We start from the raw sequence: 19188 nt of genomic DNA, 5'->3' as shown, positions 1-19188 counted from the left end.
TAAACCTTATCACAATTAAACCAAATATCAATTGGTTCTGTATCAAGAACGATGTTGTTGCTTAAATGTTTTAAGAAAATTAAAAAAATATTATTTATTAGCCATCACTTTGTCCTGGTGCTTCTTAACAGTCTCATAGGCGTTGTTGATAGCATCACTGATAATTGTAATTAATTCTCCCGGTCTTACCTGCTCAATAATGTAATTCCACGCCTCTTTTCCGTTCCCGATAACTTTGCATGGCATACCTGGTTTTACTTCCTCAATACCTTCTCTGAGCAAGCCTACCAACTGTTCATAGTCTCTGCCTCTGAGATATTTTTCCTGACAGATCACGATATTATCAAACATAGAAGCCGTAATTCTTCCTATTTCCCTGATATCATCGTCACGCCGGTCTCCGGTCCCTGAAATAACTCCTGTTCTGTAAGATGCATCGCTTTGGAGAATGAAGTCTTTAATTCCCTTAAGCCCATCCGGGTTATGAGCATAATCAACCAGGATTTTATAATCCCTGAAATCGAAAATGTTCATCCTGCCCGGAGTATGTGCAGGGGAAGGAACAAAAGTTTCAAGAGAAGTCCGGATATCTTCAATCTTAAATCCCCAGAGGAAAGTTGCGAGGGCAGCAGCCATGGCATTTTGAGTCATAAAGCTTACTGTTCCGTTAAAAGTGATCGGCACATGTGTAACTTTCGCCATTCTGATCTTCCAGTTACCCTTTTTCACAGTGAGATAACCGCCATCAATAAAAGCAGCGACGCCGCCCCGGCTGCAATGTTCTTCAATGACGGGATTACCCTCATTCATGCTGAAATAGGCTATGTTACAGTGAGTGGTTTCTTTGCCAATCTTTACGCAATAGGGGTTATCCGCGTTCAAAATTGCCCATCCATCTTTTTTCACCGATTCGATCACTACTTTTTTCACGGAGGTGAGATCTTCCAGGGTATGAATATCTGAGATCCCCAGGTGATCTTCCTGAATATTGGTTAAAATAGCAATATCGCAGCGGCTGAAACCAAGGCCGGATCTTAAAATCCCGCCACGTGCTGTTTCCAGGACTGCAAACTCAACTGTAGGGTCTTTCAGAACGAATGCTGCGCTATTAGGGCCGGTAGTATCACCCTCTATCATCATAGAGTTCTGGATGTAAATTCCATCAGAAGTAGTGTATCCGACCCTATAACCGTTATTCTTTATAATATGGGCGATGAGCCGCGTTGTGGTAGTCTTTCCGTTTGTCCCCGTTATAGCGATAATAGGAATCCTGGCAGACTTCCCCGGAGGATACAACATATCAATAACGGGGGCTGCAACATTTCTGGGTTGGCCTTCACTCGGAGCAAGATGCATTCTGAACCCCGGTGCTGCATTTACCTCGAGCACTACACCACCTGTTTCATAAAGCGGTTGTGAGAGATTTTCAGCCATAATGTCGATTCCGCAAATATCCAGTCCAACCACCCGTGCGATTCTTTCACAGACAAAGATGTTATGGGGATGTACCATATCCGTAACATCGAGCGAAGTGCCCCCGGTACTCAGGTTTGCCGTTGACTTCAGGAAGACGACTTCTTTCTCTGCCGGGATGGTTTGCAGTGTATAGCCATATTTACGGAGCATTTCCTCAGTGTCACGATCAACCCGTATCTCAGTCAGTACATTTTCGTGCCCGTACCCGCGGCGCGGGTCCTCGTTTTCCAGGTCGATAAGTTCGGCAATTGTATGCTTGCCGTCACCCTTTACATGAGCCGGTGTTCGTAATGCTGCTGCTACCATCTTGTTGTTGATCACCAGGATGCGGAAATCAAAACCTTTAACGAAGCGTTCAACAATTACTTTCAGGGAGTACTTCTGAGCATGTTTCAGTGCTTCGGCTGCCTCTTCTTCAGTTTTAACATTGATGGAAGCACCCTTTCCATGGTTTCCATTTAAAGGCTTGAAAACGAGCGGAAACCCTATTTTTCTGATCGCTTCAGCCATTTGTTTCTCATTCGAAATGGTTGTGCCCTCCGCTACAGGTATAGCTTGTTCCCTCAAAATACGCTTTGTTTCTTCCTTGTCTCCGGCAATATCTACTGCGATGCTGCTTGTTTTATCTGTAAGAGTAGCCCGGAATCTTACCTGATTTTTGCCAAAACCAAGCTGAATGAAAGATCCGCTGTTAAGCCGGATGTAAGGAATATCTCTGAGTTTCGCTTCATCCACAATTGACCGCGTGCTCGGTCCCAGGCTTTCCTTGTCTCTCATCTCCCTCATCCTGTTAATATCAGTGGAAAGGTCATAGTCCTCACCAGCTATCAGAGCTTCTGCTATCCTAAGGGATGCATGAGCCGCGTATATCCCGACACTCTCTTCCTGGTAGATAAACACGACATTATAAACGCCTGTCGTTTTGGTACTTCTTGTGCGTCCAAAACCAGCATCCATCCCTGCCAGTGTCTGGATTTCAAGGGCGATATGTTCAATGATATGTCCCATCCAGGTGCCTTCTTCCACCCGTTCCAGGAAACCACCTTCATGCCCTTTCGAACACCTGTGGGTATAGAGACTGGGAATGAGTGCTTCCAGCCGTGATTTAAAACCGGAAATCTCATTGCTCGGCTTGTATTCCAGGTCTTCCAGATCAAGACGCATCTGTATGAGCTTTTCTCTTCTTACAGACCAGATATTGGGCCCCTTAAGCACCTGGATGCTTTGTATCTTCATGGTATTTTTTCAGGTTGAATTTTGAGGTATTTTGGGATAATGATAAACTTTGGTCTATTTAACCAAACAGCTCAAATAAAGTTTTTGCCCGGATAAATTATAGCCTGGCTTTTCGTACATAAATAAAAAATTGGGTAAGTTTGGGACTATAGGGTATAGTTTGGGATTATTAGGTAATTGAAAAGATATATGCGGCCAAAAGGAAAACTGGTTATTATAGGAGGAGCTGTTGATCTCGGGAGTTCTTTAAGTTACAATGAGAATATCAGTCATCCCCATTATATAAAGTTTTTTGAAAGAGGGATTTTGAAACGGATGATCACAGAGTCTGCTAAAGGGGCAGATTCTGTGATTGAAGTAATTACTACAGCCTCAAAAATACCCGAGATTGTAGGATCTGAGTACATTAAATCTTTTAATCAGCTTCAGGTAGCGAATGTTGGCGTACTGGACATCCGTACAAGGGAATCGGCTGCGGCCTCAGAGGTAATCGATCGTGTAAAGAAAGCAGATGTCGTGATGTTTTCGGGAGGTGATCAGCTTCGGTTAAGTGCGATCTTTGGCGGAACACAATTCCTGAATATCCTTAAAGAACGTTATCAAAACGAAGATTTTATTGTTGCCGGGACTTCTGCCGGTGCTGCCGCTGCTTCGGCAAATATGATCTATAGAGGGAGCAGCAGTGAAGCCCTGATAAAGGGAGAAGTCCAGATAACAGGCGGACTGGGATTTATCGACGATGTTGTGATCGACACTCATTTTGTACAAAGGGGACGTATTGGAAGACTGTTTTACGCGGTAGCGAGCAACCCGGGTATGCTGGGGATAGGCTTGGGGGAAGATGCCGGATTGCTGATTACAGGAGGAGATTGCATGGAAGCGATAGGCTCGGGCCTAACAATTCTCGTTGACGGACGTTATATCAATGAAACAAGTATATACGATGTTGAGATCGGATCGCCGGTATCAATAGATAATCTTAAAGTTCATGTAATGTCTATCTTTGATAAGTACGATCTTCACAGGCACCAACTGATCATAAACAAAGCAATCAAGGTAGAAGAAGATGTTTACCTGAAAGCGAGAGACGAAGACGAATGAAACCAAAAATAATTATTCACGGAGGTTTTTTCAGCGAGTCATCTTCCAGCGAGGAAGTGAAAAAGTCCAAGCAGGACGCACTTAGGTCGGTAGTTACAAAGGCCTATAAGTTTTTACAGGATCACAATGCAACAGAAACCGTAGCCTATGCCGTTTCATTACTTGAAGATTGTGACCTCTTTAATGCGGGATTGGGATCTCAGATCCAGAGCGATGGAAAGATCAGATTAAGCGCCTCTGTTATGGACGGAAAGGCTCTGAAGTTTTCGGGGGTCATCAATATAGAGGAGGTGAAGAACCCTGTTTATGTTGCGAAAAGGTTAATGGAGTTTGAAGACAGGGTATTGAGTGGTCCTGAATCGCAGGAGTTTGCCAGAAAAGAAGGGTTTGGATACTATAATCCTGAAACGAAGCAAAGAAAGGAAGAGTATAGTAAAAAGCTAAGCGATTCAATCCGTACCGGAACGGTAGGATGCGTAGCTCTGGATAAAGAAGGCGCATTGGCCGCTGCCACATCCACGGGTGGCAAAGGATTTGAAATCCCGGGAAGAGTAAGTGATTCTGCGACCGTTGCAGGCAACTATGCAAACAAGCACGCTGCTGTTTCATGTACCGGAGTAGGGGAAGATATTGTAAACATCGCCCTGGCTGCCAGGATTGTAACCCGCGTTACCGACGGGGGGACGCTAAACGAGGCGGCAGTAAAAACAATGGGTGAACTTAAAGAATCAGATGGCTTTGCTGGCATAATAGCAATCTCGTCTGCTGGTGAGATCTGTCACCTTGATTCTCATCCCTACATGGTCTGGGCTTTGTATGACGAAAAAGCAGAAGTGTTTGGCGAAAAATAAACGTAACTCAATATCAGATATTTACGTATCTTTGCAGAGTTTATCTGATGAGTGAAAAGAACATGGGGTTAAAAAACAAACTATTCACAGCAGTATTTTTGCTGGGGGGACTAACCAGTTTTGCTAATACAACCGATTCACTAGCGATTAAAGACCAGACCAGGCCGGTTAAGATAGGTCCGATGGATTTTGATGCTACTCCTGTGGATTCAGCGTTACTGAGGAAGTTACTGGTAAAAGAACGGCTGGAGAAGAAGAATAAAGAAGTGAAGGAACTGGCGGAATACCAGAATATCCTTCTCTTACGAAGCTTACTTAATGACACTGAAACTTCAGAGGAACCTAATGAGAAAGTAATGAGTACCCTCGGGCTCGTTCTGGAGGAGTATGAACGAAGCAGGGATATTAAAGGGCAGTCTCTTATTCTGAACACTTATGGCGTATATTACGGGAAGAAAGGGGAGAATGCAAAGGCAATCCAGTATTTCAGCGAGGCACTCATCCTTCAGGAACGACTGAAAGACAAGGCCGGCATGATCAAACTTGCTGAAAACTTATCTGCTCTATACAGGATAGCCGGTGATTACGAAAAGGCTGCCGCTCAGAAAGAATATATTATCCGGCTAAACTTAGCAGGAAACAGGATTGCGCAGGCGGCAGAAGGATATCTTGGCCTGGCTGAGAATAAGATGTTGGGGAATAAGTACAGTGACTCAGAGTACTGCTTGCTTAAAAAGGCACTTCCCATGTTCACGCGTACAGGAAACAAGCCCGGAAGGTTAAAATGTTTTCAGATTTTAGCTGGATTGTATTACAAACAAAAACGCCTGTCGGAGGCAAAGTGGTTCTATATTCAGGGACATGCACTTGCTTCCAGGCTTGATAATAAGGAAGCAGTAGTATCTTGTCTTATTCACCTGGCAGAAGTTAAAAACGCTCTTGGAGAACCTGAGATGGCTCTTGACGATTACCGGGAAGCGGAGATGCTGGCGGTGAAAAATAATCTTCCCCTCAAGCTTATTGAGATAAAAGCTGAAGTGGGTGAGGTATATAACCAAATGGGAAATTACCTTGCCGCAGGGAATGTTCTCGACGAATACAGCCGTTTAAGAGAAAACTTACTGAAAAGCGCGACTCTATAGCATTGCTGTCTGATTTTTGTATAGAATGTAATTTTTATACTTGCAAAGTAACATTTTATACTATTTTTGGTCGTAAGAAGTTAAAGAGGCAGATATTTATTCCTGCCTCTTTTCTTTTGTACCAACCAAAATGGTACAGAATTAGCTGAGAAGAGTTGATATAAAGAAAATGGATTTTAAATCATTTAAAGAAATGCTTAAAAGAATATTTCTGGCTTTGTTTATTGTTGCAGTAATTGCATGTAAAGCCAACCCGAGGGTAGAAGCAGTGGTTGACAGCACGCATAATTTGCAGCCTGATGCCAAACAGAGCCTGATTGCATCAGAGTTAGTGAAGATCATTGAGACTGCAAACTTTAAAAAGGTCAAAATAGATGATTCAATTTCCTCTGTTATATTCGACCGGTATATTAAGCAATTAGACGAGGGGCACAATTATCTCCTTGCTCCCGATGTCGCTGAATTTGAAAAGTACAGGAACACCATGGACGATGACCTCAGAAAGGGAGACCTGAGTACCTTGTTCCGAATCTTTAATGTTTTTCAAAAGCGGTATGAAGAGCGCTTAAGTTATTCATTATCCCAGGTAGGCAATAAATTTGACTTCACGAAGAACGAGACCTATTCATATAACAGGGAGAAACTTCCATGGTTTAAGTCTCAGAAGGAAGCTGATGAAGAATGGACCAAAAGAGTAAAATACGATCTGCTTAATCTTCGCTTATCAGGATCCGAAGAGGTCAAAAATGTAGAAAACCTGACGAAGCGTTATCAGAACCTGTTGTCGCAGGCGAAAAAGTTGAATAACCAGGATGCGTTTCAGATTATGATGGATGCATTCACGGAATCTATTGATCCGCATACGAACTATTTCAATCCGGAAAATGCCCAGCGGTTTAATGAAGATATGGCCAGGACGTTTGAGGGTATAGGTGCAAGCCTGCAACTGGAAAATGAGGTAGTAAAGATAGCCGGGGTTATTCCGGGAGGGCCTGCGTTTAAATCAAAGAAACTGAATGTAAACGATAAGATCATTGCAGTTGCACAGGGGGCCGATGGCGAGTTCGTTGATGTGAGGGGCTGGAGACTTGATAATACTGTTCAAAAGATAAAGGGTCCACGTGGAACAACTGTAAGGTTGAAGATAATTCCTGCAGGTCAGGAGCTGTCTGCCCAGCCGAAGATCGTTACATTGGTTCGCGAAAAAGTAGTCCTGGAAGACCAGTCAGCGAAAAAGAAGATCAAAACGGTAACCTCAGGAGGAAAGACATATAAGATCGGTGTCATCGAGGTCCCTGCATTCTATATGGATTTTAAAGCCTATCAGAGTGGTGATCCGAATTATAAAAGTACAACCAGGGATGTAAGGCTGATAATAGATTCACTCAAACGTCAGCAGGTTGATGGTATTGTGATGGACCTGCGTGCTAATGGCGGAGGCTCTTTAATGGAAGCTATTGAGCTGACGGGTCTTTTCATTAAAACAGGTCCTGTTGTACAGGTTAGATATCCTAACCGTACAGAAGTAGATGATGATGATGATCCGTCAATATCCTGGACAGGTCCGCTTGGTGTAATGGTAGACCGTTTCAGTGCTTCAGCTTCTGAGATCTTTGCTGCTGCAATACAGGATTACAACAGGGGGGTGATCATGGGTACGCAAACTTATGGAAAAGGAACAGTGCAGTCTGCAATCGATCTTTCGAGGGTGATCACCACATTAGACGAGTTCCTGAACAAAATGAAGGGCTCCGATAAAGAAGAAGCATCTGCAACGCAGTTGCCCAAATTCGGTCAGATCAACCTGACGATGGCGAAGTTCTATAGAATTAATGGAAGCAGTACCCAGCATAAAGGAGTTATTCCGGATATTCAGTTTCCGATGATATTCCCTGCAAACAAATATGGTGAAAGTGCAGAGCCCTCAGCTTTGCCTTTTGATGCTATTAAACCAAGTAAATATACTCCTGTCGCTAATCTAAGCGCAGTAAGGACCGAGCTTGTAAAGCAGCATGAGCAGAGAATGAAGGCCTCTTCTGAGTATAAATTCCTGCTTGAGGATATCGACTTATTTAAGAAACGGGAAGCTGAAAGCACTATTACACTCAACGAAGCACAGCTCAAGAAAGAAAGGGATGAGCAGGAAGCAAGAAATCTTGTCCGTGATAATCAGCGCAGAGCTCTGAGAGGTTTGCCGCCGTTAAAGAAGGGAGAAGTGAAACCTAAAGAGGAGAACGACTTTATTCAGGATGAGAGCCTTAAGACAATGGCCGATTTCATCAAGTTAAATCAAGCGGGGCAGTTCACGGTGGTGTACTAGCAGCCCGGGAGGCAGCCGGCTCCTATTGTAAGTTTCGGTATGTAGAATATATTTTCAAAGGCCGGGCGATTGCCCGGCCTTCGTATTTACAAACTAACCTGTCTGTTTACATGTTAATTAAAACATGGCGAAACCACTACTACAGTTTAACGACAGAGGCATTTATTGTGAAGCCGGTGATTTCTATATCGATCCGTGGAAACCTGTAGATTATGCAGTGATCACTCATGCTCATTCTGATCATGCAAGATGGGGACACAAACATTATCTGGCACACAAGCTCTCTGAGAGGGTCTTGAGATACCGGCTTGGAGAGATCCTGCTGGATACACTGGAGTATGGAGAAACGGTTGTTCATAAAGGAGTTAAAATTTCATTCTATCCCGCGGGTCACGTTATTGGTTCGGCACAGGTGAGAGTAGAATTCCGCGGAGAAGTATGGGTCGTTTCGGGCGATTATAAACTGGAAGATGATGGCGTTTGTATACCCTTTGAGCCAGTCAGGTGCCATACCTTTATTTCCGAATGCACTTTTGGTATGCCTGTCTATAAATGGCGGGATCCGGCAGAAATACATGAAGATATTAATAACTGGTGGAAAAGGAACTCCGGGGAGGGAAGGACTACTTTTATCGCAGGATATTCCCTGGGAAAGGCACAACGGATCCTGCAGCACCTGGATCCTTCTGTTGGGAAAATATTTCTGCATGGCGTGATTGCCAATACTCATGATGCGCTAGCTCAAAACGGAATAGAACTGATGTCTGCAGAAAGAATAACAGTGGAGACACCGCGTGACGAAATAAGGAAGGGTATCGTTCTCTGTCCCCCATCAGCAGCGGGGTCGCCCTGGATGAGAAAGTTTTCGCCGTATTCATTTGGTTATTGTTCGGGGTGGATGGCGCTGAGGGGGGCTAAAAGACGCCTTGCAGCTGACCGCGGTTTTATCCTGTCGGATCATGCTGACTGGCCGGGATTAATAAAGGCTATAGATGCGACCGGTTGTGAATGTGTATGCCTTACTCATGGATATACGGCGTCTTTTTCCAGGTATCTGAGAGAGAAAGGGTATAATGCACATGAAGCTCATACATTTTATGGAGAAGAAGAAGACGAGGCTTTGCCCGGGGAAACTAAAAAGGAGGGGGAGATATGAGAGATTTTGCTCAGCTTTTTTCGGACCTGGATGAAACTAATAAAACCAATGAAAAGATCAGCATTCTAAAAGACTACTTTATTTCCGTAGCCGACGAAGATAAAATCCATACTCTCGCCTTATTTACCGGTCGTAAACCCAGGCGGCAGATCAACTCGACCCTAATTAAACAATGGGCGATAGAGATGGCAGATATTCCTCAATGGTTATTCGAGGAAAGTTACCAGGTGGTGGGAGATTTGGGAGAGACCATCGCTCTGCTTCTTCCGGCGAATGAAGGAACGCAAGACAGATCCCTGGCTGCCTGGATAATAGAGATAAATGAACTCGGGAAGTTAAGTGAAGAAGAACGAAGAGAATGGTTGAAGAGTTCCTGGTCTGTCTTGGATTCGCAGGAACGGTTTGTATTTAATAAGATCCTCACCGGCAGTTTCCGCGTCGGGGTCTCTCAAAACTTAATTGTAAAAGCATTATCGGAAATTTCGGGACTCGAGCCTGCAACTCTAACCCACCGGATTATGGGAAACTGGGAGCCACAGCATTTTAGCTTCCATGAGTTGCTCCAGGAGCAGGACGTTTCAGATGATATTTCAAGGCCTTACCCCTTTTGCCTGGCTTACGCTATCCAGGAAACATCAGATCAGACAAAAAATGCCGGGCAGATGGAAGAGGCTCTGGGAGAACCGGGCCAATGGCAGGCAGAATGGAAATGGGACGGGATCAGGGCGCAGGCTATTCACAGGGATGGACAAATATTTATCTGGACGAGAGGAGAGGATCTGGCTACCGATAAATTTCCTGAACTGCATCCGTTCCTAACAAACTTGCCTTCAGGGACGGTGCTGGACGGCGAAGCCATCTGTTTTACAGATGGGCGCCCTATGCCTTTTAATATTCTTCAAACCCGGATAGGGAGAAAAAATCTCAGTAAAAAGATCCTGGCAGAAAGCCCTATGGTGTTTATCGCATATGACTGCCTGGAATTTGCCGGCGATGATATCCGTTCTATGCCGTTGCAGCACAGACGGTCGGTATTGGAAATGCTGCATGAGCGAAGCGATCGCAAAGACATCTTCCGTTTGTCGCCTGTTGTCCCTTTTGAAAACTGGCAGGAGCTCTATGATCTCCGTTTGAAGGCCAGGGAGAACCAGGCAGAGGGTTTTATGCTGAAGCGGAAGGACTCTGTGTATCAAACGGGCAGAAAAAGAGGTGACTGGTGGAAATGGAAGGTGGATCCCCTCTCCATTGATGCGGTAATGATATATGCACAGAAAGGCCATGGACGCCGGGCTGACCTGTATACGGACTATACGTTTGCGGTGTGGGATGGTGATAAACTGGTGCCTTTTGCGAAAGCTTATTCCGGCCTTACCGATCAGGAAATCAGAAAAGTAGATAATTATGTGAAGCGCAATACGCTTGAGAAATTTGGTCCGGTGAGGACGGTGAAGCCGGAACTAGTGTTCGAAATAGGTTTTGAGGGCATTAACAGGTCGTCGCGTCATAAATCGGGCGTAGCACTTCGCTTCCCAAGAATTTTGCGCTGGCGACATGATAAAAAGATCGGGGAAGCAGATACAATTGAAATATTGAAAGCAATGCTTCCTGAATGAAATAAATGTTGGTGTCGGGTAGCCTTAAGCGGCGATGGTTTTATAAAGGTAAATAGCTGAAAGTGCAGAACGGTATAGCCCTTTTTCTGCCTAAAGTCTTAGTTTTTATGCCTTTTGCCGAAGGTGTCCCGACCAGGGGGCGGCCGAGTGTCGAACAAGCTCACCAGCGGTCTGCACGCGTTCTGCACGAGGGCCCCAACACCACCTGAAAAAAGCGTATAAAAGGCTTCTCAGATTGGATAATTTTCTCTTATTCTTAGAATCCTACTTATGCCATGCGAAGCGTAATTCAACAAACAATCGTACTTTAGTAACAATACCGGGTACCTTTTTAAAGGAGTTAGAATATGGAATTGACTGCCGGAGAGCGGGTGATCCACGAATGGTTTGAAAAAAAGGGGTGGCAGCAGTTTCCCTTTCAGAAAGAGATGCAGCGGGCATACCTGCAGGGATATTCTGGTTTGCTGAATGCCCCGACGGGGAGCGGTAAGACCTTTGCCCTTTTTTTGCCGTTCCTCGCTGATTACATTAACACATATCCCACTGATTATACAGAAAGGAAAGGCAATGGCTTGCTGATGCTATGGATTACACCTTTGAGGGCGTTGACCAACGACATCAGGCGGGCGATGCAGACGGCTGTTGATGATATTGGCCTGCCATGGACAATTGGCACAAGAACCGGAGATACGTCTGCTAAAGAGAAGGAAGCTCTTAAGCGAAAACAGCCTGAGGTACTGCTGACTACTCCTGAGAGCCTTCATTTGATGCTTGCGCAAAAGGAATACCCTAAACTGTTTGAAGGCCTTAAGGTTGTAGTGGCAGATGAATGGCATGAATTGCTGGGTACTAAAAGGGGCGTACAGCTTGAACTGGGTTTGTCAAGGCTAAAAGCGATTACAGGAAAAGGACTCGCGGACGTCAGGAGGTCCGATGTGACACCTGATGTTGCGGGTGGTTCAGCGGCAGATATCTCCGCAGGATCGAATTCTTCCTCATCTTTACGTATCTGGGGCATCAGCGCGACTATTGGAAATTTAACACAGGCAGCGGATGTGTTGCTGGGAAATACTTTCCCTCCCGAACGTGTGCGGCTGATAAGGGCACGGCTTGACAAGAAGATCGTTATAGAATCGGTGATCCCTGAAAATATAGAACAGTTTTCCTGGTCGGGACATTTGGGCATAAAGCTTTTGCCACAAGTGATGGAGATTGTAGCGGCGAGCAAAACAACCCTGATCTTTACAAACACGCGGTCCCAGTCAGAGATCTGGTATCAGGCAATACTGGATAAATACCCGGAATACGCAGGAGTAATGGCTATGCATCATGGGTCGCTGGATAACGAATTGAGAAACTGGGTTGAGGAAGCGTTGCACCAGGCAATGCTGAAGCTGGTTGTATGTACTTCCAGTCTGGATCTGGGGGTAGACTTCCGGCCTGTAGACACCGTTATCCAGATTGGAAGTCCCAAGGGTGTAGCCCGTTTTATGCAGCGGGCGGGCCGTAGCGGGCATCATCCGGGAGCTGTTTCCCGGGCATGGTTTGTTCCGACTCATTCTTTAGAGCTTTTGGAAGGTGCCGCCATTAAGCAGGCTCTCAAAGAAGAGATTTTTGAGAGCAGGGATCCCTTTGTCCTGGCAATGGACGTTTTAACACAATACCTGGTAACGCTGGCGGTTTCGGACGGCTTCAGGCCCCAGGAGATCTTTAGGGAACTGAAAACTACGTATGCTTATGCAGATCTCGAAGAACGGGACTATGGGCAGATACTTGATTTCATTACAAAAGGAGGAAAAACTCTTTCGCGCTACGATGAATATCTAAAAGTAGAAGTAGAAGAAGGTTTGTATAAGGTGAAGAGCAGAAGGGTAGCAATGCGGCATCGGTTGACTATGGGGACGATCGTAAGTGATGTCAGCATGAGGATCAAGTTTCTGTCGGGCGGATATCTGGGTACTATTGAAGAAGATTTTATATCCCGGCTTAAGCCGGGGGATAACTTTTGGTTTGCCGGGAGAAGTCTTGAACTGATTAAGGTGAAAGAAATGACGGCATTTGTAAAAAAGTCTGCCAGGGCGTCAGGAAAGATCCCCAGCTGGATGGGAGGGCGGATCCCTCTTTCGTCCCAACTGTCGGCGATGTTCAGAAAGAAATTGGACGAAGTGGCTCAGCATATAGAAGTGGATATTGAGGTAAAAACATTGCGCCCGCTTTTTGATCTCCAGGCGCAGCTTTCTCATCTTCCCCGGTCAGGTGAATTTCTCATTGAAAAATTTGATTCAGGCGATGGTCATCATCTCTTTTTCTATCCCTTCGAAGGTAGGCTGGTACATGAAGGGATGGCGTCTTTGTTTGCCTGGAGACTGGCACAAATAAAGGATGCGAGCTATTCTATTGCGATGAATGATTATGGGTTTGAGCTGTTAACGGATGAAGATATTCCTCTTGAACAAGCGATTGATGCCAGTTTGTTTACTGAAGACCACTTGCTGGATGATATACAAAACAGCTTAAATGCAAATGAAATGGCAAGGAGACGGTTCAGGGATATTGCTCATATTGCCGGACTTATTTTTACAGGCTTTCCGGGGAAAACTATGAAAAACCGTCACCTCCAGGCATCCACTTCTTTGATTTTTGATGTGTTTCGAGAATACGAACCCGACAATGTGCTTATCCGGCAGGCATATAATGAGGCCCTGCAATTCCAACTGGAAGAGTTCAGGCTGAGGGAGGCTTTACGGCGGTTAAACCAACTGAAGGTGGTGATCCGGAAAACAGAACGGCCTACGCCTTTTGCCTTTCCTATAATGGTAGACCGTCTGCGTGAAAAGCTTACGACGGAATCGCTGGAGGCGCGGGTTGCAAAAATGAAGTTGTTCTATTCTTAATCCGGTAACATTTTCCGGTCGGTGATATCAAAGCAATAGGAATGTGCTTAATTTGCTTTTATATGCAGATTCTGTAATTTGCATTTACGGATGTGTTTATTCGAAACAGTATTATAATTTATGAAATATAAGAATCTATTACCTCTGGCAGGTATTCCGGTATTGTTGCTTGGAGCCTGCTCGCAAAACAAATCCTCAGAATCAAAGAGGACAGTTTTCTTTGATAAGTCTGGTATGGACACGACTGTTAGTCCAGGGGAGAATTTCTTTCAGTATGCCAACGGCAGCTGGTATAAAAAGACCACTATTCCTGAATCAGAAAGCGGATGGGGATCCTTCTATACTCTTTATGATGAAAACCTGAAGGATTTAAGAGCAATCCTGGAGGAAGCAACCAAAGGTTCCGGTGACGCAAACTCTAAAAAGGTTGGAGATTTTTATTCGAGCGGCATGGATACGGCTGGGATAGACAGAAGAGGCTTTGAGCCGGTTAAGCCATTGCTAGCCAGGATCAAGGCAATAGGAAGTTCAAAGGAACTTGTGAATTTTGCCGCTGACAGCTTTAAAGACGGAGAGGGCTTTCTTTTCTCGTTCTACGTTGGACCGGATGACAAGATCAGCACAAAAAATGCGGTCAATTTTCAGCAGGCCGGGCTTGGGCTTCCGAATCGCGACTATTATTTCAATAACGATCCTGAAAATCAGAAGATCAGAAATGAATATGTTAAATATATAAGCAAATTGTTTACGCTCTCGGGCACGGATTCCGTTACGGCAAAGAAAAATGCTGCCGATATTCTGAAGCTGGAAACAGAGATTGCAAAATCACATAAAACCCCTGTAGAGCTTCGCGACCCGGTAAAGAACTATAATAAGTTTGCCGTGAGCGATTTTCAGAAGCAGAATCCTGATTTTGATATAAAGGACCTTCTCAGCAGATTTAATCTGAAGACCGACACTGTCCTGGTAGGACAGCCATCTTATTACAAGGCTTTGGCTTCTCTGATTAAATCTCAGCCACTTGATTTGTGGAAGAATAAGCTGCAGTTTGAAGCGCTCAATTCTTCGGCTTCTGCCTTGAGTGCACCTTTCAGGAAGGCCAGATTTGAATTTTATGGTAAAATCCTCAATGGTCAGCAGAAGGAGCAGGAGCGCTGGAAGCAGATGGTCAGCAAAACCGATGGCGGACTCGGAGAATTACTTGGACAAGTATATGTTGAGAAGCATTTTCCTGCCGACGCAAAAGAGAGAATGCTGAAACTCGTTGATAATCTTCAGAAGGTGTACCAGAAAAGAATAGAAGATCTTGACTGGATGGGTGCCGAAACAAAGAAGAAGGCTATCGAAAAGCTGAATGCCTTTACAAAGAAGATTGGTTACCCCGATAAGTGGAAAAACTATGATGATGTAAGTATTGACAGGGCGAAATATTATGAGAACCTGCAGTCGATAGCGAAGCATGATTATAAGGAAATGGCTTCTAAACTAGGAAAGCCTGTTGACAAACAGGAGTGGTTTATGACACCTCCAACGGTTAATGCTTACTATAACCCGGCATTTAATGAGATCGTTTTCCCTGCCGGGATCCTGCGTTTTCCTTTCTTTGATTTCAATGCTGACGACGCGATCAACTATGGAGCGATTGGCGCTGTTATCGGGCATGAAATGACTCATGGCTTTGATGATCAGGGCAGGCAGTATGACAAGGAAGGTAACCTCAAAGACTGGTGGACTAAAGAAGATGCCGACCGCTTTGTAAAGAAGGCGGACATGGTGGTAAAGCAGTACGATCAGTATACAGTCCTGAATAATTTGCATGTAAATGGGAAGCTCACTCTGGGCGAAAACCTTGCGGATATCGGCGGTATAGCCATTGCCTACGATGCTTTCAAGCTGACTGACCAGGGAAAAGGTGAAGAGAAGATCGACGGCTTAACGCCTGATCAGCGGTTTTTCCTGTCATTCGCCCAGGTTTGGCGTATTAAAGACAGGGACGAAAGGCTGAGGATGCGTATTAGTAATGACCCTCACTCACCTGAAATGTACCGTGTTAACGGGCCTCTTTCTAATATGCCACAGTTTTATAAGGCTTTCAACATAAAGCCGGGTGATAAAATGTACAAGGCTGAAGCGGATAGGGTGAAGGTATGGTAATAGAGTATAAAAAGATTCAGTGATAAAAAGGAGAACAGGGCGAAACTGTTCTCCTTTTTTGATATTTCTAAATAGGTTATACCTTCTGCTTTGGCAGTTAATTTGCTGACGTTTTATAAATATATCATCTATGAATTTAAAAAGAATATTTGGAACGATATTAACAATTTTAGGCGTTGTAGGTCTTGTATATGCGGCTTATGGGTTTGTTCAGAATGAAGGTTCCTGGCGGGAGCTTCTTGTATATGGCTTGTTGGGCATTATCTTTTTCTCAACCGGAGTAGGATTGATAAAGACCACAAGTGACGTTGCTAAGCTCTAAGACGTTAAATGGCCATTTTGCGGGTATGGATCGGAATATTTGCATTATTGCCATACCTGTGGGAGGCAGCTAGAAATGAAGAGATAAAAAATAAGGGCTGGTTGTGAAACCAGCCCTTGTACCTTGGCAAGGTATAATTGATTGAATTATAATTTCTCTCTTAGTGATTCGATCAGGCGTCCGCCTTTGTAGTAATAGCGTTGCCAGTAAGACTCATTCAGGTTACTGATCATAACGCCTCTGCTGCTTGACGCATGAGCAAATTTGTTATTGCCGAGATAAACACCTACATGTGAAATAGCCCTGCTTCTGATCTTAAAAAATACAAGGTCACCTTCCTGAAGATCATCTTTGCTAACAGGGTTAACCATGCTGAATATATTTCTTGAATTGTTGCCGATTACTGTATTGAATACTTTTTCATACAGCTCAAAAGCAAAACCGGAGCAATCGATCCCTCGTTTAGTGTCACCACCGAGACGGTAAGGGGTACCAACCCAATCATAAACGAATTGATATAACTTAACGTTCGAAGTAGCTGAAACTGCCACACCCATTATCTGAGAGAAGTAATCTTTAGCCAGATTATCCGGATCTTCGGTAGATTTTTTAGTTGTTTGCGCCTGGGTAGACACACATGTAAACACTACTAGTAATGCTACTATTAATTTTTTCCCCATTCTAAACATCGTTTATCAGTTAAACAACAAGACTTATAAACGCCCTCTTGTATTGTTTTTAAATACGAGCAGTGCAAAGCTAAATAAATATTATTCATATGCAAGCGTTTGTTGTCTTATTTTAACAACTTTTAACAGAGTTCCGTATAGAAAACTATACAAGAGAGCGGTAAAAGAAGTTGCTAGTCCTCTTATACATGTATGCCAGAATTATGTTTCAAAAAAAATTTTATTCTCTGGTGATGGTGGACCTTTATGGCGTTTGCTACATTATCCTATAAATCGCTTAGGCTAGCCAAAAAGTTAGCAGATTAGTTGTTTCCAGAGAACGCCGGAGATGGGTGTAGTAGGAGTGAAGGATTTGGAGTGCATTGGTATTCAGTTTTATAAGATCAAGGCAGCAGAAAATAAAAATACTTTGTTGTTTGTTCTTTATCCAAGTTATATATTTGCACGAAATGAGCGTACTGCTTTAGATGAACCAGGCAGAGCCTGAGACTTTCAGGTAAGTGTCTAAAGAATAACAGTCACTCAATTTCGGGATGTAGCGTAGCCCGGTATCGCGTCAGCATGGGGTGCTGGAGGTCGCAGGTTCGAATCCTGCCATCCCGACATCAGAGACCCTCAAACGGGTTCAAAATCCTCTAAATTGTATGATTTAGAGGGTTTTTTTGCGATAATTGAAAAATTATACCCCAAACAAACCCAAACAATTATCAACTTCTCAATGCCCTATTTCGCACCCTGTTTTTAATCTGTACAATTGTTCGATGCGTTTTGCCGGCGATCCGCTTGGTCGCCCTTAAAGGTTTTAAAAATTTAATCTGCCCGGTAAGACTTTGAATGGGCTGAGGCGGGCAGTGACAAAAAGTGTGGAAAGGAACAAATCGTATGAAAACAACCAATTCGTTCAGCATCCTTTTTTTTCTTAAAAAGGATAAGGGAAGTAAAGGCTTTGCGCCTTTATATGTTCGGATTACCGTGAACAAGAATTTCGTTGACATCTCCCTGAAGCGTCGCATTAGAGAAAGCGCATGGAACAGCAAGCTTCAGAAAGTGAACGGCGCGGAGAAGGAAGCCAAAGAAGTGCAGGAAAAGATCCGCCGGATGAGAACGGAGATCAATGCCGCGTATGACGAGCTCCGTTTCTGCAAGGAAGTGGTGAGCGCGGAAGCCATAAAGGCAAAGATGGAGGGCATGGGAGAAGAAGAGCAGATCACCCTGCTGTTTCTAATGACCTATCACAATACCGAAATCAAAAAGCTGCTGGAGCCAGGTACCATGAAGAACTACTACAGTACCGAGCGCTATATCAAAGAGTTCCTCCTCAAACGGAAGAAGAAGACCGACATCTATCTATCGCAGCTGGACTACAAGTTCATCATCGACTTTGAGATTTACCTGCGCCAACGCGAGCCGGATAAAGGTCAGCGCCCTTGTACCAATAACACCGTGATGAAGCACATGGAGAGGCTTCGCAAGATGATTAACATCGCCTTGAAGAATGACTGGCTGGCTAAAGACCCGTTTCTGCGCTTCGAAAGGCGCATGATCCACCGCGACCGGCGTTGCCTGGAGCTGGAAGAACTGGAAACGATCAAGGCACTGACTTTTGATATAAGAGGGCAGGAGATTGTGCGCGACACCTTTGTCTTTAGCTGTTATACCGGTCTCGCTTTCGCTGACGTCAGCCAGCTCAGTGAGGAGCACCTGGTAACCGATATAGAAGGTGAGAAATGGATTGAAATGGTCAGGAAAAAAACAGCTAATTTTTCCGGAAGGAAGTTCTATGTACTGCTATTGCCTGAGGCGATTGAATTGATTAACAAGTATCGCAACGATCCGATGGCTTCGAATACAGGCACTGTATTTCCCTTGTTTTCAAATCAGGCGACTAACCGCTATCTGAAGACGATCAGTAAGAAGGCAGAGTTAGGCTTTGATTTAACGTTCCATGTTGCCCGCCACACCTTTGCTACTACCGTCACCCTGGAGAACGGGGTGCCTATAGAAAGTGTATCTAAGATGCTGGGTCATACGAGTATTCGAACCACTCAGATCTATTCCAAAGTGAAGAAGAAGAAGGTCAGCTCAGATATGAAAATACTAAGAGACCGGCTGAAGCAAGCATGATCGCTTGTGGGGGAGCAAGTTTGTGTTTTTGCTATACAAAAACTGTTCGGCTTGGGGGCCGAACCAAAACTTGCCTTTCGCGCCCGTCGGTTGCAAAAGAAAATCGTCAG

General features: G+C 44.4%; 12 protein-coding genes and 1 tRNA gene. 11 read left to right on the top strand and 2 right to left on the bottom strand.

Annotated features, from left to right (window positions below):
* Positions 1-90: 90 nt before the first annotated feature.
* The gene (cphA, locus tag DDR33_RS01780; protein ID WP_109414034.1) at positions 91-2712 is read right to left on the bottom strand and encodes a cyanophycin synthetase; all 2622 of its coding nucleotides are present in this window, start codon (positions 2710-2712) and stop codon (positions 91-93) included.
* Between the two features lie 189 nt (positions 2713-2901).
* On the opposite strand from cphA, the gene DDR33_RS01775 reads away from it, so the two are divergent.
* The 9 genes from DDR33_RS01775 to DDR33_RS01735 all read left to right on the top strand — a co-directional run bounded on the left by DDR33_RS01775 (position 2902) and on the right by DDR33_RS01735 (position 16265).
* The gene (locus DDR33_RS01775) at positions 2902-3813 is read left to right on the top strand and encodes a cyanophycinase (RefSeq protein WP_109414033.1); all 912 of its coding nucleotides are present in this window, start codon (positions 2902-2904) and stop codon (positions 3811-3813) included.
* Positions 3810-4664, top strand: coding sequence for an isoaspartyl peptidase/L-asparaginase (locus tag DDR33_RS01770; protein WP_109414032.1), 855 nt, complete (start codon positions 3810-3812; stop codon positions 4662-4664). The genes DDR33_RS01775 and DDR33_RS01770 overlap by 4 nt, the downstream gene beginning before the upstream one ends.
* 47 nt (positions 4665-4711) lie before the next feature.
* A complete protein-coding gene (locus tag DDR33_RS01765; RefSeq protein ID WP_109414031.1) occupies positions 4712-5806 on the top strand; it encodes a tetratricopeptide repeat protein in 1095 nt (364 codons plus the stop codon).
* Positions 5807-5999: 193 nt separating this feature from the next.
* Complete coding sequence (locus DDR33_RS01760) at positions 6000-8126, top strand: carboxy terminal-processing peptidase (RefSeq protein WP_238387619.1); 2127 nt, start codon at positions 6000-6002, stop codon at positions 8124-8126.
* Between the two features lie 124 nt (positions 8127-8250).
* Entirely contained in the window at positions 8251-9282 is a 1032-nt protein-coding gene (locus tag DDR33_RS01755) for a ligase-associated DNA damage response exonuclease (protein ID WP_109414029.1), read from the top strand.
* A complete protein-coding gene (locus DDR33_RS01750; protein WP_109414028.1) occupies positions 9279-10895 on the top strand; it encodes an ATP-dependent DNA ligase in 1617 nt (538 codons plus the stop codon). Before DDR33_RS01755 ends, DDR33_RS01750 begins: the two co-directional genes overlap by 4 nt.
* Positions 10896-11242: 347 nt before the next feature.
* On the top strand, positions 11243-13789 hold the full coding sequence (locus DDR33_RS01745) for a ligase-associated DNA damage response DEXH box helicase (protein WP_109414027.1): 2547 nt from the start codon (positions 11243-11245) through the stop codon (positions 13787-13789).
* Positions 13790-13909: 120 nt separating this feature from the next.
* Positions 13910-15943 carry a M13 family metallopeptidase gene (locus DDR33_RS01740; protein WP_109414026.1) on the top strand — a complete coding sequence of 678 codons (2034 nt, stop codon included), beginning with the start codon at positions 13910-13912 and terminating at the stop codon, positions 15941-15943.
* 130 nt (positions 15944-16073) lie between these two features.
* On the top strand, positions 16074-16265 hold the full coding sequence (locus DDR33_RS01735) for a hypothetical protein (RefSeq protein ID WP_109414025.1): 192 nt from the start codon (positions 16074-16076) through the stop codon (positions 16263-16265).
* Between the two features lie 146 nt (positions 16266-16411).
* Here the strand turns inward: DDR33_RS01735 and DDR33_RS01730 are convergent, their stop codons facing one another.
* Entirely contained in the window at positions 16412-16945 is a 534-nt protein-coding gene (locus tag DDR33_RS01730) for a C40 family peptidase (protein ID WP_109414024.1), read from the bottom strand.
* 538 nt (positions 16946-17483) lie between these two features.
* On the opposite strand from DDR33_RS01730, the gene DDR33_RS01725 reads away from it, so the two are divergent.
* Positions 17484-17557: transfer RNA gene (locus DDR33_RS01725), tRNA-Pro, on the top strand.
* A gap of 279 nt (positions 17558-17836) precedes the next feature.
* Complete coding sequence (locus DDR33_RS01720) at positions 17837-19078, top strand: site-specific integrase (RefSeq protein ID WP_109414183.1); 1242 nt, start codon at positions 17837-17839, stop codon at positions 19076-19078.
* Positions 19079-19188 lie beyond the last annotated feature (110 nt).

Origin of the sequence: Pararcticibacter amylolyticus, from assembly GCF_003130405.1 — a bacterium.
Classification (GTDB): Bacteria; Bacteroidota; Bacteroidia; order Sphingobacteriales; family Sphingobacteriaceae; genus Arcticibacter; species Arcticibacter amylolyticus.
The sequence above is the reverse complement of the archived record's forward strand: the minus strand, read 5'-3'. Positions and strand labels throughout refer to the sequence as shown.